At 61.0% G+C, this 22,588-nt stretch carries 22 protein-coding genes and 1 pseudogene; 7 read left to right on the plus strand and 16 right to left on the minus strand.

The annotated features are described in order from the left end of the window. Window positions 1–913: chaperonin GroEL (groEL, locus tag NKJ15_RS29110; protein ID WP_352542954.1), on the minus strand; the 913-nt coding region annotated here is incomplete at its 3' end. 113 nt (window positions 914–1,026) lie between these two features. After that, window positions 1,027–1,341 carry a co-chaperone GroES gene (locus NKJ15_RS29115; RefSeq protein WP_352819238.1) on the minus strand — a complete coding sequence of 105 codons (315 nt, stop codon included), beginning with the start codon at window positions 1,339–1,341 and terminating at the stop codon, window positions 1,027–1,029. 492 nt (window positions 1,342–1,833) lie between these two features. Here NKJ15_RS29115 and NKJ15_RS29120 point away from each other — a divergent pair. The 4 genes and pseudogenes from NKJ15_RS29120 (at window position 1,834) to NKJ15_RS29135 (ending at window position 2,984) form a co-directional block, all read left to right on the plus strand. Next, window positions 1,834–2,096 (plus strand): annotated as a pseudogene (locus tag NKJ15_RS29120) (hypothetical protein). Continuing rightward, the gene (locus tag NKJ15_RS29125) at window positions 2,093–2,410 is read left to right on the plus strand and encodes a hypothetical protein (RefSeq protein ID WP_352542956.1); all 318 of its coding nucleotides are present in this window, start codon (window positions 2,093–2,095) and stop codon (window positions 2,408–2,410) included. The pseudogene NKJ15_RS29120 and the gene NKJ15_RS29125 overlap by 4 nt, the downstream one beginning before the upstream one ends. 143 nt (window positions 2,411–2,553) lie before the next feature. After that, window positions 2,554–2,796 carry a hypothetical protein gene (locus NKJ15_RS29130; protein ID WP_352542957.1) on the plus strand — a complete coding sequence of 81 codons (243 nt, stop codon included), beginning with the start codon at window positions 2,554–2,556 and terminating at the stop codon, window positions 2,794–2,796. Continuing rightward, window positions 2,793–2,984, plus strand: a complete 192-nt coding sequence (locus NKJ15_RS29135; RefSeq protein ID WP_352542958.1) for a hypothetical protein — start codon at window positions 2,793–2,795, stop codon at window positions 2,982–2,984. The genes NKJ15_RS29130 and NKJ15_RS29135 overlap by 4 nt, the downstream gene beginning before the upstream one ends. 606 nt (window positions 2,985–3,590) lie before the next feature. Here the strand turns inward: NKJ15_RS29135 and NKJ15_RS29140 are convergent. The 9 genes from NKJ15_RS29140 to NKJ15_RS29180 form a co-directional block, all read right to left on the minus strand. After that, window positions 3,591–4,604, minus strand: coding sequence for an ABC transporter substrate-binding protein (locus NKJ15_RS29140; RefSeq protein ID WP_352819241.1), 1,014 nt, complete (start codon window positions 4,602–4,604; stop codon window positions 3,591–3,593). Window positions 4,605–5,290: 686 nt separating this feature from the next. Continuing rightward, window positions 5,291–6,418 (minus strand): adenylate/guanylate cyclase domain-containing protein, encoded by a 1,128-nt coding sequence (locus tag NKJ15_RS29145; RefSeq protein ID WP_352819242.1) that lies wholly within the window; start codon window positions 6,416–6,418, stop codon window positions 5,291–5,293. 14 nt (window positions 6,419–6,432) lie between these two features. Further along, a complete protein-coding gene (locus NKJ15_RS29150; RefSeq protein WP_352819244.1) occupies window positions 6,433–6,798 on the minus strand; it encodes a response regulator in 366 nt (121 codons plus the stop codon). Beyond that, the gene (locus NKJ15_RS29155; protein ID WP_352819246.1) at window positions 6,795–9,449 is read right to left on the minus strand and encodes a GAF domain-containing protein; all 2,655 of its coding nucleotides are present in this window, start codon (window positions 9,447–9,449) and stop codon (window positions 6,795–6,797) included. The genes NKJ15_RS29150 and NKJ15_RS29155 overlap by 4 nt, the downstream gene beginning before the upstream one ends. After that, window positions 9,415–9,999 (minus strand): SCO family protein, encoded by a 585-nt coding sequence (locus NKJ15_RS29160; RefSeq protein WP_352819248.1) that lies wholly within the window; start codon window positions 9,997–9,999, stop codon window positions 9,415–9,417. Before NKJ15_RS29160 ends, NKJ15_RS29155 begins: the two co-directional genes overlap by 35 nt. Next, complete coding sequence (locus tag NKJ15_RS29165) at window positions 9,996–11,006, minus strand: ABC transporter substrate-binding protein (protein ID WP_352819250.1); 1,011 nt, start codon at window positions 11,004–11,006, stop codon at window positions 9,996–9,998. Before NKJ15_RS29165 ends, NKJ15_RS29160 begins: the two co-directional genes overlap by 4 nt. A gap of 32 nt (window positions 11,007–11,038) precedes the next feature. Beyond that, on the minus strand, window positions 11,039–12,046 hold the full coding sequence (locus tag NKJ15_RS29170) for an ABC transporter substrate-binding protein (protein ID WP_352819252.1): 1,008 nt from the start codon (window positions 12,044–12,046) through the stop codon (window positions 11,039–11,041). A 45-nt stretch (window positions 12,047–12,091) separates the two neighbouring features. Next, window positions 12,092–13,099, minus strand: a complete 1,008-nt coding sequence (locus NKJ15_RS29175) for an ABC transporter substrate-binding protein (protein WP_352819254.1) — start codon at window positions 13,097–13,099, stop codon at window positions 12,092–12,094. Between the two features lie 30 nt (window positions 13,100–13,129). Then, a complete protein-coding gene (locus tag NKJ15_RS29180; RefSeq protein ID WP_352542839.1) occupies window positions 13,130–14,143 on the minus strand; it encodes an ABC transporter substrate-binding protein in 1,014 nt (337 codons plus the stop codon). A 1,151-nt stretch (window positions 14,144–15,294) separates the two neighbouring features. On the opposite strand from NKJ15_RS29180, the gene NKJ15_RS29185 reads away from it, so the two are divergent. Beyond that, window positions 15,295–15,606: a DUF736 domain-containing protein gene (locus NKJ15_RS29185; protein WP_352596123.1), complete on the plus strand. Its 312-nt coding sequence runs from the start codon at window positions 15,295–15,297 to the stop codon at window positions 15,604–15,606. Between the two features lie 82 nt (window positions 15,607–15,688). Here NKJ15_RS29185 and NKJ15_RS29190 read toward each other — a convergent pair whose 3' ends face one another. The 3 genes from NKJ15_RS29190 to NKJ15_RS29200 form a co-directional block, all read right to left on the minus strand. Beyond that, window positions 15,689–16,222, minus strand: coding sequence for a Ros/MucR family transcriptional regulator (locus NKJ15_RS29190; protein WP_352819256.1), 534 nt, complete (start codon window positions 16,220–16,222; stop codon window positions 15,689–15,691). Window positions 16,223–16,546: 324 nt separating this feature from the next. Next, window positions 16,547–17,248: a hypothetical protein gene (locus NKJ15_RS29195; RefSeq protein WP_352819293.1), complete on the minus strand. Its 702-nt coding sequence runs from the start codon at window positions 17,246–17,248 to the stop codon at window positions 16,547–16,549. Window positions 17,249–17,406: 158 nt separating this feature from the next. After that, window positions 17,407–17,715 carry a hypothetical protein gene (locus NKJ15_RS29200; protein ID WP_352685823.1) on the minus strand — a complete coding sequence of 103 codons (309 nt, stop codon included), beginning with the start codon at window positions 17,713–17,715 and terminating at the stop codon, window positions 17,407–17,409. A 479-nt stretch (window positions 17,716–18,194) separates the two neighbouring features. Here NKJ15_RS29200 and NKJ15_RS29205 point away from each other — a divergent pair, with 479 nt between their 5' ends. Next, window positions 18,195–20,312 carry a DUF3363 domain-containing protein gene (locus NKJ15_RS29205; protein ID WP_352819258.1) on the plus strand — a complete coding sequence of 706 codons (2,118 nt, stop codon included), beginning with the start codon at window positions 18,195–18,197 and terminating at the stop codon, window positions 20,310–20,312. Window positions 20,313–20,580: 268 nt separating this feature from the next. Here the strand turns inward: NKJ15_RS29205 and NKJ15_RS29210 are convergent, their stop codons facing one another. Then, on the minus strand, window positions 20,581–20,829 hold the full coding sequence (locus NKJ15_RS29210; RefSeq protein ID WP_352685833.1) for a helix-turn-helix domain-containing protein: 249 nt from the start codon (window positions 20,827–20,829) through the stop codon (window positions 20,581–20,583). 147 nt (window positions 20,830–20,976) lie between these two features. Between NKJ15_RS29210 and NKJ15_RS29215 the strand changes: the two genes are divergently transcribed. Further along, window positions 20,977–21,714, plus strand: coding sequence for a hypothetical protein (locus NKJ15_RS29215; RefSeq protein WP_352685820.1), 738 nt, complete (start codon window positions 20,977–20,979; stop codon window positions 21,712–21,714). Window positions 21,715–21,770: 56 nt separating this feature from the next. Here the strand turns inward: NKJ15_RS29215 and NKJ15_RS29220 are convergent, their stop codons facing one another. Further along, window positions 21,771–22,499, minus strand: coding sequence for a hypothetical protein (locus NKJ15_RS29220; protein ID WP_352685819.1), 729 nt, complete (start codon window positions 22,497–22,499; stop codon window positions 21,771–21,773). Between the last annotated feature and the right edge of the window lie 89 nt (window positions 22,500–22,588).

The raw sequence follows: 22,588 nt of genomic DNA on the forward strand, positions 1-22,588 counted from the left end.
GATCCTCGGAAATCATCTGTCCGGCGGTGAGCACGGCGATGTCTTCCAGCATCGCCTTGCGGCGGTCACCGAAGCCAGGCGCCTTGACGGCCGCTACCTTGAGGCCGCCGCGCAGCTTGTTGACGACCAGCGTTGCCAGCGCTTCGCCCTCGACGTCCTCGGAGATGATCAGCAGCGGCCTGCCGCTTTGCACCACGGCTTCGAGGATGGGCAGCAGCGCCTGCAGATTGCCGAGCTTCTTTTCGTGGATGAGCACGTAGGGCTCTTCCAGCTCGACGCGCATCTTCTCGGCATTGGTGACGAAATAGGGCGAGAGATAGCCGCGGTCGAACTGCATGCCTTCGACGACGTCTAGTTCGGTTTCGGCGGTCTTGGCTTCCTCGACGGTGATGACGCCGTCATTGCCGACCTTGTCCATCGCCTTGGCGATCATGGCGCCGACGCTGGTGTCGCCATTGGCGGCAATGGTGCCGACCTGCGCGATCTCTGCTGAGGACTTGACCTTCTTGGCGCGCGCCTGGATTTCCTTGACGACGGCGCTGACGGCAAGGTCGATGCCGCGCTTGAGGTCCATCGGGTTCATGCCGGCGGCAACGAATTTGGCGCCCTCGCGCAGGATGGAAGCGGCAAGCACCGTGGCGGTGGTGGTGCCGTCGCCGGCGAGGTCGTTGGTTTTCGAGGCCACTTCGCGCACCATCTGCGCGCCCATGTTTTCGAACTTGTCGGAAAGTTCGATTTCCTTGGCCACCGTCACCCCGTCCTTGGTGATGCGCGGCGCGCCGTAGGCCTTGTCGATGATGACGTTGCGGCCCTTGGGGCCGAGCGTCACCTTGACGGCGTTGTTGAGGATTTCGACGCCGCGCAGCATGCGGTCGCGGGCGTCGGTGGAGAATTTGATTTCCTTGGCAGACATTTTTTATCCCGTCGAATTTGGAGTGGAACGGTCGCCGCGCGGAACGCGCTGCGCTTGTTCTTTCAAATACTGGAGCGACCTTTGCGCGCCTTGAGGGACACGCGCCGCTCCAGTCAGGCGGCCTTCTTGGCTTCGACAGCTTTGTCGATGACGCCCATGATGTCGGCCTCCTTCATGATCAGAAGGTCCTCGCCGTCTATCTTGACCTCCGTGCCCGACCATTTGCCGAACAGGATCAGGTCGCCGGCCTTGACGTCGAGCGGAACAAGCGCGCCATTCTCGTCGCGTCCGCCCGGGCCGACGGCGATCACTTCGCCTTCCTGTGGTTTCTCCTTGGCATTGTCGGGAATGATGATGCCGCCCTTGGATTTGGTGTCGCCTTCGGCGCGGCGAATGACGACGCGATCGTGGAGTGGCCGGAATTTCATGGGGAACTTCTTTCTGGGGCCAGCATAGGCGGCCGCTACCCCTGATATAGGCGCGTTGGCACTCGATAGATAGGAGTGCCAGAATTATTTCTGGCCAATGGCCAAGAATTCGAATGATATAATTCGAGACGCCAGAAATTCGTTCGGATGTGAGGAAAACTTTCTGCCGGCTTGAATTTCGCGGATGCGGGTTATTATTTCAAAGATCAAATAAAGGAGGCCGCGACCTTGTCTGGAACTCAATTGAGGCGCATAGGTAAAACTTGTTGATTTGGGTCGAGTTGGCTTTGTGTCAGAGCCCCGCCATTCACCACCGAATTCTCGAAAATGAGTGCATGCGCCGGTCCGGCGCACATCTCGTTCCGTTCGGATCCTGGAATGAAACCGACGCTGACCACGGATGTACTGGCAGCGTCGGGCATCGTCCCGGCGGTTCGAGTGGGACTGATACGGAAAGGCGCAGCCGCCCGTTTCCGCGGAAAGCCGCAATTCATGACCAGCCGCACCACAAATACAGTCGTTCGCTTCAAGTCGGCGTTTTCGCTGCCCGGCTTTGATACACCGCAACCGCCCGGAGAGTATCGGGTTGACCATGACGAGGAGGCCCTCGAAGGGACTTCCCAGATCGCATGGCGCCGCGTGGCCACCTTCATTCACCTCCGGCGATCACCGCGAGCGGTGCTACGCAGCAGATGGTGCCGATCGAACCGGCATTGCTTCAAGCCTCGCTGGAGCTGGACGAGAGACAATCATGAGAACCACAACCCTGATGCAACGCAACGCACGCCCAGTCCGCCGCGAAGCCGCAACGCATCTCTTTGCCGTCGGACAAGCTGTCCGGCTGAAGAGCGGCATCGGCACGTTTCCAAAGGCCGCGGAAATCTACCGCGTCACAGCAAGGCTCCCGCCGAGCGGAAATTCGCTGCAGTACCGCATCCGCAGCGACGTCGAACTTCATGAACGGGTGGCGATGCAGGACAGTCTCGAACCGGTCGACACTTCGCCCGGTGACAGCACAACGCTCATCGAAAGGATCTTCGAACGTGTCAAAGGGACAGAAATGGTTTAGCCGGAAGATCGGGAACCCGACGCAGGAGAAGGTCCCGCCCAAGCCTGAAAGCGTATTCGGCGCCCACACCAGAGTTGCAGCCGATATCAATGCCCGGCGCGGCAAGGGCAAGAACTGACGTAGCGACACGGGCACGGATGACGATGAAGATCGTGATCGAATTCTATCGCACCCGAACCTCGGACGATGCGCATGCCGTGGTCGGGCGCGAGACGGCGCAAGCGGCCAACCTCGACCATGCGCTCGAGATCGCCAGGCTTTTGGCCAAAACCTTGAACATGCCGCAGCGGCCGGACGCCATGACGATCGCCGACGCGAAGGGCGCAACGCTCTATTCCGGCGTTCTGGCCACGGAAGCGATCAATGAGGAAAGGCCAACGCCATGAGTGCCCGTAGCAACGAAACCGATCGGCAGTGCAACGCCGCCGGGCTTGCGGTCTGGGAAAATGAGGGTGGGACATCGGGACGCGACTTCGCGGACCGTCAATATGGCCGCCGCGTCGAGGCGGATCGGTCCTGGACCGTCTATCATGTCTTCAGTGGAATTCCGGCGCTGATCGACGTGGTGCCATGACCGGCCTCAGCCGGTCGGATGCGACGCGCAGCATGTTGTCCCTCAATCAGCGCAATGCCGAGTGCCAGAGGGCGTGGGTTGCGGCGCCGCCAATTGTCCCACACGAGGCAGCGGCGGGCCAATCATGACGCTCTCCTTCCCAAACCCCAGCCGCAGATTCGATGAAGTGTGCGATTTTCGGTAGGTAGGCCCCGAATCACGAACGTTCTGATAACACCGGAATGTCGCCTCCTGGAGCAAGCGACCAACGCAGTGCCGCAGTCGAGAACGGCTAGCACCGTCGTTGCGGCCAAGATGGAGGTCGCCAGCGGAATGGCGCTCACGTTTGCGACATTTGTTGCCGTGTGGTTGCTGTTGATGGAAACGGCTGCTCCCACGAAACAGCAGTCCTCCAGAGACAACTAATATCTGCAGGCTGGTTGCTGCCACCATCCGGCCGCGTTGGTCGCCGCGAAAATCGCGCAGCGACACGCGCGTCCCGTCCTGCGATGTCAACGTGATGTCCTGAGCCATTCCGATTGTCGGCAGGCGCTCGTCCTTCGGCGCGTCGTGCTCACTCGCCCGCGCTATGACCAGCGCCAAGGCGTGACTGCGTCTGCTAGGGTCTCAGGCCTTCAACTCGCGTTTGAGCTCCTCGAGGAAACGCCAGTCCGTTCCGTCGGACAGGATTTGTTGCGGGCTCGACTTAATCATGCCGGTCTCCTGCATGCGCAGCGCATAGAAGCGCACGCTGTCTTCGGCGTCGAACACGCGCCACTTGTCGTGCTGAGCACCGTTCAGCGTCCCAAGCGCTTCGTCATAGTTGGGTAGAAAGCCTCGGTCGACGAGCTGCTGTGCCGCCAACGACGGATCAGAAGCGCACAGGTCAGCGGATTTGAGAATGGCGCGCAACACCCGCTTCGTCGCGACCGGGTATCTGCTCACGTAGTCCGCATTGCCGGCAACCATGCAGCAAAAGTATTGCGACCACGGGCGGTCGGTCCCGTTGTTGACGATCGTATGGCCGATCTTCCGGGCGTGCAGGATCTGCGGTTCGGGCGGACCTGCCATGTAGGCATCGACCTTGCCGTCGATGAACATTTGCATTGGGGCTTGTTCACCCTCCACCCACTCGATATCGTGCACGGGATCAAGCCCGACATAGTTGGCCATGAGAGCCGTCAGGATGTGAGGATGCGACTCCACCGACCCTCCCCCGACGCGCTTTCCACGCAGATCCCTGATGCTGCGGACGCTGTCGTTGCCGATCAACTCGAAGCAGCCGGAATGCACGCCGATCAGCACTTTCACCGGCACGCCGGCGTCGATGGACCTAATGTGCATCGACGGCATGTTCATGTCGAAATCGATCAGGCCGGCGGAGAGCCACTTGGAATTGTCGATGTGGGTGTCGCCTTCGACATATTGGATATCGGTGAAACCGTCGGCGCGCAGAAGTTCTCCGGCAAGGTAGATGGACGCCCAACAGTAAGCGCCTCCGACCCACTGCCCCAAGCGGACGGTTGTCGTTTCCAGAGCAGGCTCCCCGGCCGCACTAGATGTGCGAACATTGAGGAGCCCGGCACCGCCGATCGCCGACAGGCCGGTCAGGAATGTGCGACGATCCTGCATTAGCTTCATCGGGACGCTCCTTTGGCAAATTGATCATCCCCAGGAATCAACCAAATGACCCCAATAGAGGACGGACAATGCGTGAGCGCGCCGAGTAATCGCGAGTTGGAGCACGCCCTGTTAAAGGCGGGAGTCTTCTCGTTCTTCAGTCGCTGGCCAAGAACGCTTTCAGCCAACGATTAACGACCATACGCCTTCTCAACGTTCGTGGCGAGGGCAATGCTCTCAGCCAAGGCCAAGCCCTTTACGGAACCCTCGTACCTTCCAGGGCGCTGACAAAACGGATCCATCGCGTAATTGCCAAAAGGCGCCTTCTCGAACCAATTCGAGACGTTCGAGTTCATCCCACGTGACGACTGGATCGGGTCCAAAGTTCGCGTTGGCAGAGGGCTGGGTTGCGCCACAGACGCTGCACCCATCCGCTACGGCCATCTTGTCCAGGCGCTCTTCATAGGTTGGGCTGGACTTCCGGACACTCCTGTCGCGCCTTGTGGCGACCGGGCTTGAAAGAAGCCAACCAGGTATCTGTAACGTGCCTTGCGAGCTGACCTTGGGAAGTTTCCCCGAGCGAGGCGAATAGGGAGCAACGGCCATGGAGCTCAAGGCCGTCCGATCGCTGATCGGTCTAGCTGCCCGCATCATTGTATGGCCCATTCAGCGCAGGAGCCGATCTATCTCATTAGGCACAGTGATCCCTAGCTTGGCCGACCGATCCACCGCACAATTTCATAGGCAGGCATCGATCGGCGAAAGCCCTTCAGCGTCAGTTCGCCAACGGCGACGGACTCAACCAGGGATTCGACGGCACCAACGACCCGCTGGCTGACGAGAATCTGGCGTGGCCTGGCTTCCTCGCATAATCGGGCGGCGTGGTTCGACACTGTGCCTATCACTGCATAATCGGCGCGCTGATCGAAACCGATCCGCCCGATGGTTGCATGGCCTCGGGCGATGCCGATTCCGAAGCCGAGCAAGTGATCGCGCTTGCGCCATTGCTCTGAATGCTCGTCAATCGCATCACGCATCGCCGCAGCCATGCGGACGGCTCTCTCCGTATGGTCGGCGCAGGGCAGTGGATCGTTGAAAACGACGACGATACCGTCGCCCACGAATCGCTCAAGAGTTCCCTCGTAGCGGACGATTTGTTCACCAAGACAGGCGTGGTATTCGCCAAGAACCGCCATCACCTCCTCAGGTTCGGCAGTCTCGGCGAAGGCTGTAAAGCCGCGTAGATCGCAGAAAACGACGGTCACCTCGCGGCGGTGACTTTGCAGAAGCGTGTCGCCATTTCCCGCCGCAAGGATGAGGTCGGCGACTTGCTCGGGCAGGAAACGCCGGAGCCGGCCCATTCGCTCGATCTCGATCACCTGCTCCGCCAGGGTCTGCTCGAGCGAGCGGTTCCAATCGGAAAGCTGCACGGCTTGGCTTGCGACGGTATCGTGAAGCGCCTTCTGGCGCAGCATCGAGCGCACCCGCGCCAACAGCGCCTGGTGCTCGAAGGGCTTTGTCAAATAGTCATCGCCCCCGGCGTCCAGCCCCTCGACCACATCGCGCGTGTCGGCTTTTGCGGTGACAAGAATGACCGGGATCGATCGCAGCGAGAGATCCTGCTTCAGCATACGCACCACGCTGATGCCGTCGAGCTTCGGCATCATGATGTCGAGCAGGATCAGATCCGGCGTGAGATCGCGGGCCTTACCAAGCCCCTCTTCACCATCCGCGGCAGTCACCACTTCGTAGCCATTCGCCTCGAGCCGCATGCGAAGGATCTCAAGGTTCTCCGGGGTATCGTCGACCGCGAGAATGCGAGGCGGATCGTGCAAGGTACCGTCTCCCCTCAGGAAAGGAACTGACGAATCTCGGCGAGCAGCTGGCGCGGACTGAATGGCTTGGCAATGTAGCCATCGCACCCTGCAGCAAGGGCCTTCGCCTCGTCGCCCGACAATGCATAGGATGTGACGGCAATGATCGGGATGTGCCGCAGCGCCGGATCGGCCTTTATACGGCGGGCCGCTTCATACCCGTCGATTACCGGCAGCTGAATGTCCATGATGATCAGGTCTGGCTTCTCGGCCGCAGCAGCAGCGACGCCGGCAGCACCGTCCGCCGCCTCGATCAACTCGTATTCGGTGGTGGCGATCAGATCGCGGATGATCTGCCGGTTGTCCTCGGTGTCTTCCACCATCAGGATTCGTTTGCTCATGCGGCCCTCACTTCCTCATTCACCCGGATTGGTATCTTCAGCCGGAATGTCGATCCTGACCCGAGCACGGACTCGACGTCTATGGTCCCACCATGCATTTCGACGATGCGCTTTGTGATCGCCAGGCCGAGACCTGTGCCACCCTTCTGCCTGGTGCTGCTGTTGTCGACCTGCTGGAATTCTTCGAAGATGAGACCCTGGTCCTTGGACGCGATGCCGGGACCTGTATCCCGGACGGTGATCTCGAAATGTCCGTCTACCGCGCCGGCAAGAATGTCGACCGCACCCGTTTCGGTGAACTTGACGGCATTGCCTGCAAGATTGAGCAGGACCTGCATCAAACGGCGTTCGTCCCCGCGGCCGATTGGAAGGTTTTCGGCAACAGTCGTTGAAAGCTCAAGACCCTTCGCTCGTGCCAGCGGCTCGACAGCCGTAACGGTCAATCGAACAATCTGCGCGACGGAGTAGTCCTCGATCGCCAGCGTGAGCTGGCCGGCTTCGATCTTCGAAAGGTCGAGTACGTCGTTGATGAGCCCGAGGAGGTGGCGGCCGTTTGCCTGCACGCGCGCGACGGTCGTCTTCGCCTTGTCCGGGAGTTCGCCGTAGATGCCGTCGACCAGCAGTTCTGTGAAGCCCAAGACCGAATTGAGCGGTGTTCTGAGCTCGTGGCTCATATTCGCGAGGAACTGGGACTTGTGGCGGCTGGCGGTCTCCAGCTCCCGGCCTTTCTCCTCGATCTCGCGGAACAGCATGGCATTCTGGATCGCGAGCACCGATTGGGCTGCGAAGGTCTCCAGCAGGTGGACGACTTGCTCATGGAAGGCACCTGGCTTGTGGCGCCTGACGACCAGTGCACCTACGATCTTGTTGGGCCTCAGCAGCGGAACGATCAGGATACCGCGATATCCGGCATCGACGATCGTCTTTCTTACAAGGAAGGATGAGGTCTCCTGGCCGAGGTCGGGAAACTGCACCGGCATGCAGCGCCCGGGTGCGTCGCCGATCCCCATGTCGGCCAGCCCGATCGTCTGGTGTGAGACTGCGGCGATAAGCTCATCGCTCATACCGAAGTTTGCGCGCGGACGGAATTGCTGCCGCGTGCTGCTGAACACGTAGATGGTGCCAGCATCCGTCTCCGACAACTGGACCGCTTTGGCGACGATTGTTTTCAGCACCGTGTCGAGATCCAGCGTCGAATTGACCGCCTTGCTCACCTCACCAAGCGCCTCGAGCTCACCAACAGACGCGGCAAGCTCGCGCGTTCGTGACTGCACCGCCTCGAACAGCCGCGCATTTTCGATGGCGATCACCGCCTGGTCGGCGAATGTCTCGACGAGCGCGATCTCCTTGGGATTGAAAGATCGCGGCTCAACCCTCGTCATGACGAATACGCCAACGAGATCACCTTCCCGCAACAGCGGGGCAGCGAGGACGGTGCGGAACCCGCCTGCCTCAGCGATCAGGGCCACGCGGTAGTCCGGATCAGCGGTCACGTCTTCGATTTGCACGATCCGACGTTCTTCGATTACGCGCCCTACGGCGGAGCCTCGGCCTGCGGCAAGCGCTGGAAGTGGATTGGCGTCGACATAAGCGCGGAAACTGGGCGGGTAGCCATGCGTCGACACATAGCGGAATACGCCATCCAACAACTGCACGATACCACCCTTGTCGGCACGGCAGAGCCTGACAGCCGATTCCACCAACGTATCGAGCACGACCTGTAGATCGAAGGTAGAGCGGCTGATGACCTTCAGAACATCTGCAGTGGCTGTCTGCTGCTGAAGGGCCTCGTCGAGCTGCTGGGTGCGCGTCTCAATCTCCTGATATAGGCGCCCCAGCTGGTCGGAGGTCTGGTTGACGTTAGCGGCGAGCACTCCAAGTTCGTCGCGATTGGCGACGGCAACGTGTTGGGCGAAGTCGCCGGCCGCTATCTCACTGAGACGCGTCTCGATCTTCTTGACCGGTTCGATCAACGACCATGAGATTATGTAGCCAAGCGCAAGCGCGAGCAGGATGCTGCCCACAGCGAAAGCAACCACGACCAGTTGAGAGGTGCCGTAGGCCCCCTCGCTCGCTTCGATGGCCACGACCATGTCGGCTTCGGCCATGTTGACCAACTGGTTCGTCAGCCGCTCGAGGCGGTCGGCCGACGGCATGATCTCGTCCAGCTGAACCTTGCGCGCTTCGTCCGTGCGACCGGCGCGGAAGAGCTCCGCGACACGCGTCACGCCGGCCGCGAGCCGTTCGTATTCCTGTCGGACCTGGCCCAGCACCTCCGCTTCAGTTTCAGCGACGAACTCCATGCGGTCGAGGTCGTAGCCAAACTGGTTGAGCTGGCGCAGCGCCCCATCCAGCATCCGGTTGTCCTGAAGCAACAGGGCGGTGGAGATGCCGTAGAGCTGGGTGGTCGTATCGTGCTGTACCTGGCGATAGGCCGCGATCCTGCGCTGCAGCTTGATCAGCTCGTTGGTCTGATCGTTGACCCCACTCAGCACCTGCAACCCGACGGCCCCGAGCACGATCAGCAGGCCGACGATCGACAGGAACGCGATCAAGAGCTTGGTCTGGACGCGCGCCGGCAGCCGGGCAACCCAGCCAACGAGCCGGTTCGTTATGCTATTTGGATTCGTCCAAGAGGCTGACAAGGTCATCCCGGAACTCCTCCAAGTCGAACCGGACGCCAAGATACTGTACTCGCAAGATGCCATTGGGGTCTACGAGCGACGTCAGCAAGGTATGGTCGACATCTCCGTTCACCGTTTTCTTCGCGATGACGCCGTATTTCCGTCCAACCTCATGGACAATCGCCGGATCACCGGTAAGAAACGACCAGCCCTTCAGATCGGCGCCAAAATTCTGCGCATATTCCTTCAAAACATCGGGCGTGTCGCGCTCCGGGTCGACGGTGATCGAAACGAAGGCGATTTGGGGTCCGAACGCATTACCCAACTCCTCCTGCACGCTGGCCATATGGGCGGTCAGCATGGGGCAGACGTCGGTACAGTGCGTATAGATGAATGAGACGGCGACCACCTTGCCGCGAAAGTCGTGCAGCGACACGCGCACACTATCCTGCGATACCAAGGTAAAGTCCGGCGCCTGTCCGATCGTCGGCAGGCGCTCGTCGTGCCGCGCGTCGTGCGCGTGTGCCGGCCCGGCCATCAGCGCCAGCACCAAGATGCGCGCCGGCCACTCGCTCACGTTTTCATCTCGCGCTTGATCTCGTTGAGGAGGCGCCAATCCGTGCCGTTGGCGATAATCTTGTTAGGGCCGGCCTCAATGAAGCCGACTTCGTTCATCCGCAGTGCGTAGAAGCGCATCGTGTCTTCGGGGTCGAACTCCCGCCACACGTCGTAGCGCGCTTCGCGCAAGCCGTCCAATGCATAGTCGTATTGATCGGTGAACTTGCCGTCGACCGATAGTTGCGCAGCCAGTTGCGGATCCGACACGCAGATGTCGGCGCCCTTGAGGATGGCTCGCAGCACGCGTTTGGTCGCCACCGGGTGTCTGTCGACATAGTCCGCGCGGCCGGCAAGCATGCAGCAGTAGTGTTGCGACCATGGCCGGTCGACGGTCGTATTAAGGATTGTGTGGCCGACGTTCCGGGCGCGCTGCTCCTGCGGCTCGGGTGGCACCGCCAGAAAGGCATCGACCTTTCCTTCGTTAAATAGTTGCATCGAGCTGACATCCGGGTTCGCGACCCACTTGAGATCGGTGGCGGGATCGAGACCGACATAGGCGGCCATGAGGGTTACGAGCATGTGCGGAGCTGAGGTCAGCGCGAACACGCCCACCCTCTTGCCCTTGAGGTCGGAGATGCTGTTAATGCTTTCGTTGACGATCAGTTCGAGGCAGCCGGAGTGCAGGCCGGTGACCACCTTTATCGGCATGCCGGCCTCGATCGCCATGATGTGCGGTGGCGGAAAGTCGGTGGCGAAATCCAGTTCGCCGTTTGCGAGCATCGCGAACGGATCGGAGTCGGCGGCCAAGTCTATGTAGCGTACATCGGTGAACCCTTCGGCCCGCAATAACTCCCCGGCGATATTCTTGGGTGCTTCGCAAAGGGCGCGGAACGTCCTTGGCAAACGCACTGTCGTGGTCTCTGGCGCCGGCTCGGCATGAGCCGATGTCGGCACGTTGACGAGACCCGCGGCGCCGACCGCCGACAGGCCCATCATGAAGTGGCGGCGGCTCTGGACAATCTCCATGTCACGTCTCCTCTCCCTCGGCACGAGCAGACTCAGCCTTTCATCTCGCGCTTTACCTCGTTGAAAAAGCGCCAATCGGTGCCATTCGCGATGATCTCGTTCGGGTTCGACTTGACGATGCCGGCTTCATGCAACCGTAACGAGAAGAATCGGACCGTATCCTCGGGATCGAAGTCGCGCCAATCGGAGTATGGGAGCTCGCGGAGCGACTGCACGGCGTAGTCGTATTGTTCGGTGTGTCCGCCATCCACCAAGAGGCGTGCCACCCGTTCCGGTTCGGCCGCGCAGATATCGGCCGATTTGATGATGGCCCGGATGACGCGCTTGGTGGCAACTGGATTTTTCTCGGCATACGCGGCGTTGACCGCCAGCATGCAGCAGTAATATTGCGACCACGGCCGGTCCTTGGAACTGTCGAGGATGACGTGGCCGACTTTGCGGGCGCGGAGGTCTTGAGCCTCAGGCGGAAAAGCCAGGAAGGCGTCGACCTTGCCATCGGCGAAGAGCTCCGCCGGCTTTGCCTCGCCGACGATCCATTCGATGTCGCGTTGCGGATCGAGGCCGACATAGGTCGCCATGGCACTGACGAAGATATGCGGATCCGACGATAGATTGCCGCCGACGCCGACTTTGCGGCCCTTGAGATCTGTGATGCTCTTGATGTTCTCGCGTCCGAACAACTCGTAGCAGCCGACATGGACTCCGGAGATCACCTTGATCGGGGCGCCAGTGTCGACCGGAATGATTAGGGCCGTGGCAAAGTCAATGCCGAAGTCGATGTCCCCGCGCGCCAGCATCTCGGTCTGGGCCAAACCGGCCTCGGCGGCCACGAAGCCGAAATCTGAGAACCCCTCTGCGCGGATCAGATCCTCGGCGACGTACTGCGGAGCGATGCAGATACCAGGCGCCGCCGCAAAGCGGGCGGTCGTGGTTTCAGGTGCCGCTTCGGCGGCGGCCGCGTTGCGGCCCTTTGCAAGACCCGCGGCTGCGAGCGCAGACAGGCCTGTAAGGAAACGGCGACGGTTCTGGACAATCTGCACGAGTCTCTCCTTCCCTTGAAAAGGCAACGCGTATTGGCGATAGGTCTACGTCTTCAGCTCTCGCTTTAGCTCGTTGAGGAAGCGCCAGTCTGTTCCGTTGGCGATGATCCTGTCGGGTGTGGACCCGATCAAACCGATTTCCTTCAGCCGCAGCGCATAGAAGCGGACGGTGTCAGTTGAATCGTAGTCCCGCCATTTCCGGTAGGGCAACTCGCTGATCGCTGCGAACGCGTCATCGTAGCGGCTGGCGAATCCGCCCGCGACCAAGCGCTCGGCAACCAAGGCCGGCGCGGCGGTGCATAGATCCGCGGCCTTGAGGATGGCGCGCAGCACCCGCTTGGTAGCAACCGGATGCGCGGCCACAAAATCGCTGTTGCCGGACAGCATGCAGCAAAAATATTGCGACCAAGGTCGGTCCACTGTGCTGTTGACGATCACGTGCCCGACCTTGCTGCGCCGCAATTCCTGCGGGTCCGGCGGAAAGCCCAGGAATGCATCGATTTCGCCCCGCGCGAACAGCTCCTTGGGCTTGACCGCCGGGTCCACCACCCAGTTGATGTCGCGCGCCGGATCGAGCCCGACATAGGCGGCGATGCTGGCGAGGAACAGATGCGGCCCCGAACCGAGCCCCTGGACGCCGACGTTCCGGCCTTTCAGATCGACGACGCTGTCGATCCCGTGCTTGGCAAACAGCTCGAAGCAACCGGAATGGACGCCGCCGAGCAGAGTGAGCCGCGCACCGGAGTCCAGGGCGACGATCGAATTTGTCACGAAGTTGAGGCTAAAGTCGATCTCGCCATTCGCCACCGCGGAGGCCGTGGCCGCACCGGGGCCTGCCGCGACATAGGCAATCTCGGTGAAGCCCTCAGTGCGCAGCAGGTCCTCTACAACATACTGTGGCGCCACGCAGATGCTAGGGATCTTGGCCAAGCGAATGCGTGTGGTCTCCGGCCCTGGCTCGGCAAGAACTCGAGTTGGAGCGCCGACGAGGCTTGCGGTGCCGGCAGCCGTCAGGCCGGCCAGGAAGCGCCTGCGGCTCTGAATGATTTGCATGTCTACGTCTCCCCTCGAGACCAGATGGGATCAGGTTTTCAGCTCACGCTTCAACTCGTCGAGGAAGCGCCAGTCCGTTCCGTTGGCGATGATCTGTTGTGGGCTGGACCTGATCATGCCGGTCTCCTGCATGCGCAGTGCGTAGAACCGCAAGGAGTCTTCGGGATCGAATTCCCGCCAGCGGTCGTACCGAATGTCCTTCAGAGTTTGGAGCGCGTAGTCATAGCTGGTCTCGAAATCGCGATCGACCATCTGCTGGGCCACACTTTCGGGATCTGACACGCAGAGGTCGGCGGCCTTGAGGATGGATCGCAAGACCCGCTTGGTCGCCACCGGGTATCTTGTCACATAGTCCGTCGTGGCCGAGATCATGCAGCAGAAATACTGCGACCACGGGCGGTCGACGGCATTGTTGAGGATCGTGTGGCCGATCTTCTTGGCGCGCAGCTCCTGCGGCTGGGGCGGCGTCCCGAGGAATGCGTCGATCTTCCCTTCGACGAAGAGTTCCGTCGGCTTGACGTCGTTAGTCAAGACCCATTGGATATCGTTCACTGGATCGAGTCCGACATAGGCGGACATGAGGGACAGCCACACGTGCCGCGAGTTGTTGAAACCGTTCACGCCCACTCTCTTGCCCCGCAGATCCGTGACGCTGCGAATGCTCTCCTTGGCGATCAGTTCGAGGCATCCCGAGTGCAAGCCGGTCAGCACCTTGATCGGCACGCCGGCGGCGATCGACGCGACCTGGTTCGGCGCAAAGTTCACGGAGAAATCGGTCTCACCGCGTGCGATCCATACCGATTGGTTGACGCTTCTGTCGCCTTCTATGTAGCGGACATCGGTAAGACCCTCGGCGCGCATCAGTTCTCCGGCGATGTACGCACCTGCCCAACAGTAGGAACTACCGACCCACAGCGGCAGACGAACCGTGGTCGTTTCCAACGGCGGTTCCGCGTGGAGTGACCCTGGAACACCGACGATACCGGCAGCGCCTGCCATTGCAGCGCCGGCTAGGAACCGGCGGCGGGTTTGGATGATCTGCATCAGAACGCTCCTCTTCCGATTGGCAAAAGCAATACTGGCCGGAACCGAGGAAAAGAGGTTTCAGCAGAGGCAGATGGTCTGGTGAGCGCGACGAGTAGTTGTGGAACCTAGCGCGCCTAGTCCGATGCGAGAGTCTTGCGCTCTCAGTCGCCGGCTCATTTATTAGCAACAGACGATATGCCACGATACGCCCAATTTGCGTAGGTAGCGAGCGCAAAACTTGCTACGCCGAACGTCCCGCCAGCGCCTCGCTGTCATGGAGACTGTTTACGGGGTTGCGAATGGCCAGTTCAAGTTTGCTGCGGCCGGACCCACCCGCTGAACGTCCGCTATCGTTCTTCGGACGCCAAAGGCCGCCATTCCGCTGTCGGCCCCAAAATATCGAGACGTTCGTACATCGGCGCACTGCGTCAGCAAGTGGCGCGTTGTGCCGTTTGGAATGGATGCCTTGGGGCAAGATCGCTGATCAATATAGGGTCAAGCAGCATAGGATTGCAGTCTGGAACGCGGATTTCGGATCATTGACGAAGCATAAGGCAAATGAGCCGCCGATGGAGAAATGGCTTTGGCCATCGCTCGCACAAATACAATCTGTACCAGAGCGTGGCCGCCCACTCGCAATGGAGCGCGTCACCCACCTCCTGAACTGAACTGAACTGATCCGGTCCGCCCAGCTTCACGGCGCGGCCCAGCTCCGCTCGCCGGCCATCTTGGCGCGGGTACCTGGAGCGGCATCATCATTCTCATGGTTGAGGTGTGGGTTAGCTGTATTGACCGCCAAAGCGCTCATGACGGGGCTGGGAAGCGGGTGACTGATCGCGGTCGCCGTTGTGACTGTCTGTCCATCCTAGCTACGCCCAAGGCGCCCTCGAATGGATTGGGTCTGACCGAAGACCGTTTTCGCTTGGCTCAACCTCGATCGTCTTCCCGCAACGACGGCGCTTCGTTTTCTTCCCCTGGCCGTACCACCCCACCCGGCACACCTGGCGGGGACCCCGGTTTGCGTCCATTCCTCGCGGCCCAAGAAAGTCTCGCGGCGCCGTCTTCCACTTCGTTTCAGCTGCTTTGGGTGCGGCCCGATCGCCCCCGGTCTCAAGACCACCATCGAGGCCGCGATAGGCGCGGCCCGAGAAACAGAAGGAACCATCACAATGGCGACGATCGGCACATTCTCCCGCACCGCGAACGGCTTCTCCGGCTCAGTCAAAACCCTGAACCTCAACGTCAAGTCGGTGACGTTCACGCCAGCCGAAGGCGACAATGAAAAAGGTCCGGACTTCCGCATTTTCGCCGGCGCCATCGAGTTCGGGGCGGCATGGAAGAAGACCTCGCGCGAGGGCCGCGACTACCACTCGGTCAAGCTCGACGATCCGAGCTTCCCCGCTCCGATCTATGCGAGCCTGGTCGAGACCGCCACCGAGGGCGAGTTGTCGCTCATCTGGTCCCGCCGCACCGCAGAGTGATCCGACTAAACACGCAGCCCCGCGCAAGGCGGGGCTTCGCCATGGTTCAGGTTCACCATGCACCTCTATCTGGTGCAGCACGCTATGCTTTGACGGGTGTCTTGCGCGCGTTCTTGACCGGCAACGTGATTGCCGTGGCAATTGCTGCCGCCGCTGCCGCGCGAGCAACTCGTTTTGGTTTTTCTGCCGCAGCTTTTGCTGGCGCTGTCGCCTTGCGTCCCAAACCTGTTGATTTCGCCAGGGCCGAGCGGGTGACCGCGTAATTTGGCGCCACCATAGGATAGTCGGAGGGCAGGTTCCATTTCAGACGGTATTCGTCCGGACTCAGATTGTAATGCGTTCCGATATGCCGCTTCAAGGATTTGAACTTTTTCCCGTCTTCCAGGCATATGATGAAATCAGGTGACACTGACTTCTTGATCGACACCGCCGGCTCCAGCTTGGCTGCGGTCGCAGCCACAGGTCTGCCGATCCCTTGCAAAGCGACATAGACATCCCCGATCAACTTCGACAACTCGCCGACCGGCAGCGGATTGTTCGAAACGTAGGCGGAAACGATGTCGGCGGTGATTGATACGAGATCAGCCTGGTCGCTTGGGTCTGGAGAAACGGTCATCGAGTTTTCCTCTTGTCTGACGGCTCTAATAGCGCGCGTTGAAACGGATGGGCTGTTTATTGCCAATCAGGCAAATAATTCGTTGTTCCGCAACAAACCTCATTCGTCGCAAATATCAAGCCGGCAAGCTTTCGCTTCCATCGTTCTGCCCGGCTGCGGACAGAGTTGCTGATAAACCGGTGAAAGCTGCTGCACCGCAGATCGAGCGATGAACATGCGCGTACAATCGTTATCCTCTCGGCACTTGGCGGCGCGGTCCTCCTCGCGGCGGCGGCGGTGAATTGGAGCTTCGGGCGCAATTCATCTGGAACGCGTCGGCGACGTTCAAGTTGCCTGAACTTGTTCGGGCCAACGGGTCCGGCAGGCACATTTCGGGCGGCGTGGCGCTACATCTAAACCGCGCCTGGGTATAGTCGAGGATCTCGCTAATGCTCTCGCAGATGCTGGGCAGGGTGCCGCCGCAACAACGCGCGGCGGATGATCGGGCAGCGGCCCGCGCTTTGGTTGCGCTTTTCCGGGTTCGCTACGGCGCGGAGTGATGTTCGCGCCTTCGCTGATATCGCGTTCGATGTGGTCGGGGTCCATTGCGCTCGGAATCCGAGAAGGGATCCATCTTTCAGCTGCTCCTGGATCAGTATGGCGAGCCCGTCGAGCCTCTTGACGGTCGGTATGACCGAGCGCCAGATGCATCTTCACACCCGCCGCAACGACGATCATGATGCGTTCTCCCTTACCGCGAGATGCCGCTTGACTGCATCCGCATTGCTGCCGACGGACGCAAAGACGCGCCGCCCGTTGTCCAGTCGGACTGCCACCATGCCGTCCGGCGGCCGCACGAGATTGCACAGGGGAGCCGTCGCCGGCGTTCGTTTTTTCGCCCCATGGATGAGCGCAACAGTTGCCAATTGCGGCGTCTTGCGAGCGGTCAGGCCGAAACTCGACACGCCAGCGGAAGGCCGTGCTGGTGGCGACTCCATGGCGGCGGCAACCTCCGCCACTGACACCAGGCTTCTCCGTCTCCTGCACAATCGCCTGCTTCTGCGCGTCGCTGAAGCGGCGCCGGTCCGACCGCCCGTCAACCCGCAGTCTCAAGCGATTGGCGCCGCACGCAATCAGCGCTGCTTAATTGAGCCCGGGCACTCGGATGCAACAGAGATCGCCAGTCCACTTCGAATTCGAATTCCTCAAGACGAGCGCGCCATTTGCGCAGCGCATGGGGGCGAAAGCCCGAGCGCCACGGCATATTCGGCAGGCCCCAATCCGCTCCAGTTCATCGCCTCCACATGCATGCCCCAGAACGCCTGCAGGGCAAATCGGATCGTGTCCGTACGCACGCTGTAGCAGTAGCGGCGCGGGCTCTTGCGTCGCTTCGGCGGCCCTTTCTTGCCCCGCTTTTGCGGCTTTCCCCGGCGCAATTTCCGCAGATATTCCGCACGTTTGCGCCGATCTTCCGCGCTCACCAGATGACGCACCCACAGCTCGAAAGTCGTCATCGAAAGCTTGCGCCGGCGGCAATATTCCTCCACCTCAAAACGGCCCCCGATACCAGGTCGCGACATGCGTCGACCAGTACGAGTTGTCGGCCTGTCCCAGGAACGTCGAGGCACCGCCGAAGATCCTCCTCGATAAGAAGGAACCCCACACGTTGCGAGATTGCACTAGGTGTGCAGGATCCGGACGGTTACAGAGTGCGGAGAGGGACAGCAAGATAAAGCGAGCTGGCGCTCGCCTCGCTTCGCTCGTAAGTGCTTGTCTGCACATTGTTTTTCCTGCCCGTGCCGACCTCAGGCAGAATGACGTGAGGTGCGGGGCTGACAGGCTATGGCTATGCTGTTGATCCGAAACGCAAAACTATCGTGCCGCAGCGATGTGCGATCCGCCGCTTTACGCCACAGCAAGTCTTTGCGCGCCGTAGCACGCTCGGTGCTCCAGCCATCTTGAAGCAGGGAATCTGATTCCCGATCCTGTCGTCATGGCAGATCGTGAAACCGATAGATTCCAGGTTCGCACCGGCCGGATGCGGCATGGCGGCGCGCCGGTCAATTCACGGAGGCTGCCCTTTGTGCGCCAGGTCGAGATTGCGATCCGCAAGCAAGGCGGCAATCCCTATCGCCTCGGAGCAAGCAGCAGCGGCGGGAAGGGAAGTGGCCGCTTCAACGCCCGTGGTCGCGGCGGCAAGGTGGTGACAGGGTTGCCAAACGACGGTGGCGGGTGGAAGCAGGACTCCAATGGCGTCCGCTTTCGCTCCCGCCGCGTCGTGGTGAAGGCGCGCGTCGTCAAGCTGCCGGGGCGAGGGAAGGCGAGCGGGCGCGGCCAAAAGTTTGTGACGACGAGCAAGGCCGTCGATGCGCATCTGCGCTATCTCCAGCGCGACGGCGTCACCAGGGACGGCGAGAAGGGGAAGGTATACTCGGCCTTCGACGACGAGGCCGACGGCAAGGCCTTCGTCGAGCGCGGGCGCGGCGACCGGCATCAGTTCCGCTTCATCGTCGCGCCGGAGGATGCCGCCGAGATGGAAGACCTGCGCTCCTTCACCCGCGACCTCATGCGACAGATGGAGACCGACCTCAGCACGCGCCTCGACTGGATCGCCGTCGACCATCACAACACCGGCCATCCGCACACCCACGTCCTGGTGCGCGGCATCACCGACGACGGCAAGACCCTGAACATCGCCGGCGACTACATCGCCCATGGCATCCGCCACCGGGCAGGCGAGCTGGTCGAACGGGAACTCGGGCTGCAAAGCGAGATCGAAGTCGCCCGCAAGCTGGCCAACGAGGTGGACGCAGAACGGCTGACAAGACTCGACCGCATGCTGATCGCCGAACAGCAGGAGCACGATCTTGTCGACCTCCGTCCCAATGCCAGCGACAGCTACACCATTTCCAGCAACCGCTATCTGCTGATCGATAGGGCGAAGACACTGCAACACTTCGGCCTGGCGAGCGAGATCGAGCCCGGCCGATGGGTGATCTCCGACCGAGCCGAAAGCACGCTGCGGGCACTTGGCGAGCGCAACGACATCATCAAGACCATGCACCGGGCACTCGAGGAGCACGGCCTCGCTGATGAGCGGGGCGCGGCTCAATATGTCATGCACCGGCAGACCATCACCGAACCGGTCGTCGGCCGTGTGCTCGCCAAGGGCCTTGCCGGCGACGAGATGAGCGATAAGCTGTCGCTCGTCATCGATGGCGTCGACGGACGCACCCATTATGTCGAGACCGCGGATACGGCAAAGCTCGACGACATCCAGCGCGGCCATATCGTGGCACTCGAACCGATCCTGCCGAAGGAGGGGCCGCGTGCGGCCGACCGCAACATCAGTGTCGTGGCGGGCGAGGATGGCATCTATCGCCCGAGCAGACACCTGGAGGCAATCCGCGAGAGATTTTTGCAGCAGGGCAAGGACCCGGACGCCTTCGTCCGCTTCCATGTCCGCCGTCTCGAAGCGCTGCGCCGGGCCGGCCATGTCGAACGCATCGACGACGACCACTGGCGCGTTCCAAATGACCTGTCCGAGCGCGGCATCGCTTACGATGGCCACAACCGCGGCAAGGACTTCTCCGTCCGCCTGCTCTCGACGCTTGACCTCGACGCGCAGATCGGCAGTGACGGCGCCACCTGGCTCGATCGGGAGCTTGTGGCTAGGAACCCCGTCTCGCTGGTCCGGTCAGGCTTTGGTCTCGAAGTCGACAACGCGCTCGACAAACGGGCTGCCCAACTCGTCAGGCTGGGCCATGCCGAACGCGATGCGACCAGTGGGACGATCACCTTCGCGCGCGATCTTGTTGCCACGCTGGAGCGCCGGGAGGTCGCGCGCGTCGGCAAGGAAATGGCCGCTGCGCGCGGCCTCACCTTCGTGCCCGTCCAGCCCGGCAACCACGTCGGCGGCACGCTGCTTGGCTCGGTCCGCCTTGCCAGCGGGCGTTTTGCCATGCTGGACGACGGGCTCGGGCTTCAGCTCGTTCCCTGGCAGCCGATGCTCGACAAGCGCGTCGGCCAGCACATCAGCGGGCTCGTGCAAGACAGCGGGGGCATCGACTGGACCTTCGGCAGAAAGCGTGGGCTGGGGATCGGGATGTGAGGGCCGGTCCATCCGAAACTCACTTCAGGTCCGCTGCCGTTCTATACGATGAATTCTGTTCCTGCATCTGTCAGGCACTCACGGCGCCCTCCAGAGCGGAGCCGTCTTCGGCCTCCCGACGAGGTATGTTGACTCAGAATCGAAGCGTGGCGCGCTAGGTCTGCCCGAGATCACCCCACGCGCGTCCGCTCCACAGGCCGGACACCTATGTGCGACTTCCGTTATCGCTGCACGCCTCAGGCGAAAGGTAGCCGGTTAATCCAAAGGGTCACAGTTTGCCCTTTGTGCCGTCTGATCCACGCGCCAGGCGAACACCAGCACCGCCTCCGTTCTCCGGGATGAATTCGATCCCGGCCGCTTCGAAGACTGCACGAATTTCGGCGAGGGTTGAATTCTTTAACTGCTCGCCTCTTTCTAACCGGGCGATGGTATCAGGAGATACGTTAGCGTTTATAGCTAGTTCTCGAGTTCCCCAGCCCAATGCGACGCGTGCCATCTTGCATTGAACTGCATTCATTTCGTAACCGTGATACGATTCTTGTTGATCCATCGTGACATTTTCATTATCGTACCGCTGATACGATTTCGCTTGAAAGCGGCTGCTGTTGGTGTGCAACCACCCTCAGCAGCCTGACCACAACCAAGCTGTTCAGGAGCTCGGATCATGGCTGATTCCGACAATAGCATGACTCTGCCTTTGGTCACTCGCCGACAAGTGCTTACGGGAGGAATGATCACGTCCACCGCATTGATGCTTGAGAAGAATGCGCTTCCCGGGGATGTAGCAGCAACCAGCATACCCCCCGACCCAGCGCTGGCGCTTTGGCGGGAATGGGAGATGACCCGCGGGTCGGCCGAGCGGCATTGCCGCCGGCAGCAGCGCCTGGAGACGAGGCTTGTTGAGAGCGTCGGCTTTCCATGTGTGACCGTCCGCCTGCCGGAGGGAGAGGACGTGACCATCCACTCGATCGGGGCGGTCAATGATGTACTCGGCAAAGGGCCCGACATGGCGGCTCTCCGCGAGAAGGCCGAAGCTGATTTGGCGGCACATCAGGCCCGCTGGGACGCGGCTGCCGAGGAGGGCGGCTACACCGCAGCGCTCAGGGACGAGCGCGAGGCTGGCGACCGGGCGGAGGATCTGCTTGAAGCGTTCTCAACCACCCCCGCCAAGACGCTCGCCGGTGTGGCGGGCAAGCTCGATGCCGTATTGCGCGAGGGCGAAGCCTGGGAGGGATCCTCCGAATTCCCTTGGCCGCAAATCCGTTCGGCGCTCAGCGATCTGATACGGATCGCCCAGCAGACGGCGGACGACAAACCGCCCGCACCTGGCGGGCTGGCACCCGTCTCCGCGAGAAACGGCTTAAGAGCCGGTTGGCCTCGTAACGGCGGCTTGCTTGACTGAGATACGCGGCTGATCTCTTCCGGTCGAGTGGCTGCGCGGAAATAAGCCACCCATTTTCATGACTTACGTCGTGGCAGGCCATTTTGTTTTGGGACGCAATTCTCGGGGAGCGGCTGTCTTTTGCAGAATTGGGGATCGGTGAAATCCAACTCTTCGACTGAGCCGGTGATCAAGCCCCAACTGCGCTGCCGATCGATCGGGACTTCATAAAAGTCGTCGCCGCCATGCTTGAAAGCCTCATCCTCCAGCGCGACGGCTACGCCCATTTCCCGGAGATATTGCTTCTTCTCCAGGTGAGCATTGGCTAGAACCTTGGCAACCCTCTTGGCGGATTTTATTTGAGTGAAGGTCCTGTCGCCATTTGAGTACAGGACGGCTTGTCCCTTGTGGACCGCGATAAAGTTGCGGTCGCTGTTGAGCCTTTTGACGCCACCAGCAAGGAACAAGGGGCAGGCAGACAGGCAGTTGGCTTCTTCGAATCGACCTTGGCCGTCAATCTCTGGCATCGTGCGACAGACCGAGGCTTTGTCTTTGCAAACTACGGGTGAAGTCCCAATAGCGATTGTCAGCTTGTTCTTTCTGGCGATCCTGCCGAGTTCCTGGGCGGACTGACGGTCACCACCATTCGATGCCAAGACGATGGGAAGGTGAACTGCGCCGAGGCGCTTCAGCAGCTTGCGCAAAGCCGATGGGGACGAGGTTTCAATTGAACCTGCAGCGTAGATCCACGCAGGGCAGGTTGGTTCACATGCGGGGTCCGAGTTCCGGATCACCTGGAAGGTCATGACAGTATCCGGGGCCCATGCCAGTGCCGGCATCGTCGGCAGTGCTGCAAAAAAGGCCACGGTCAAGAGCACAGCACGGCAGAGAGATC

Origin of the sequence: Mesorhizobium sp. M0207, from assembly GCF_040321995.1 — a bacterium.
GTDB lineage: Bacteria > Pseudomonadota > Alphaproteobacteria > Rhizobiales > Rhizobiaceae > Mesorhizobium.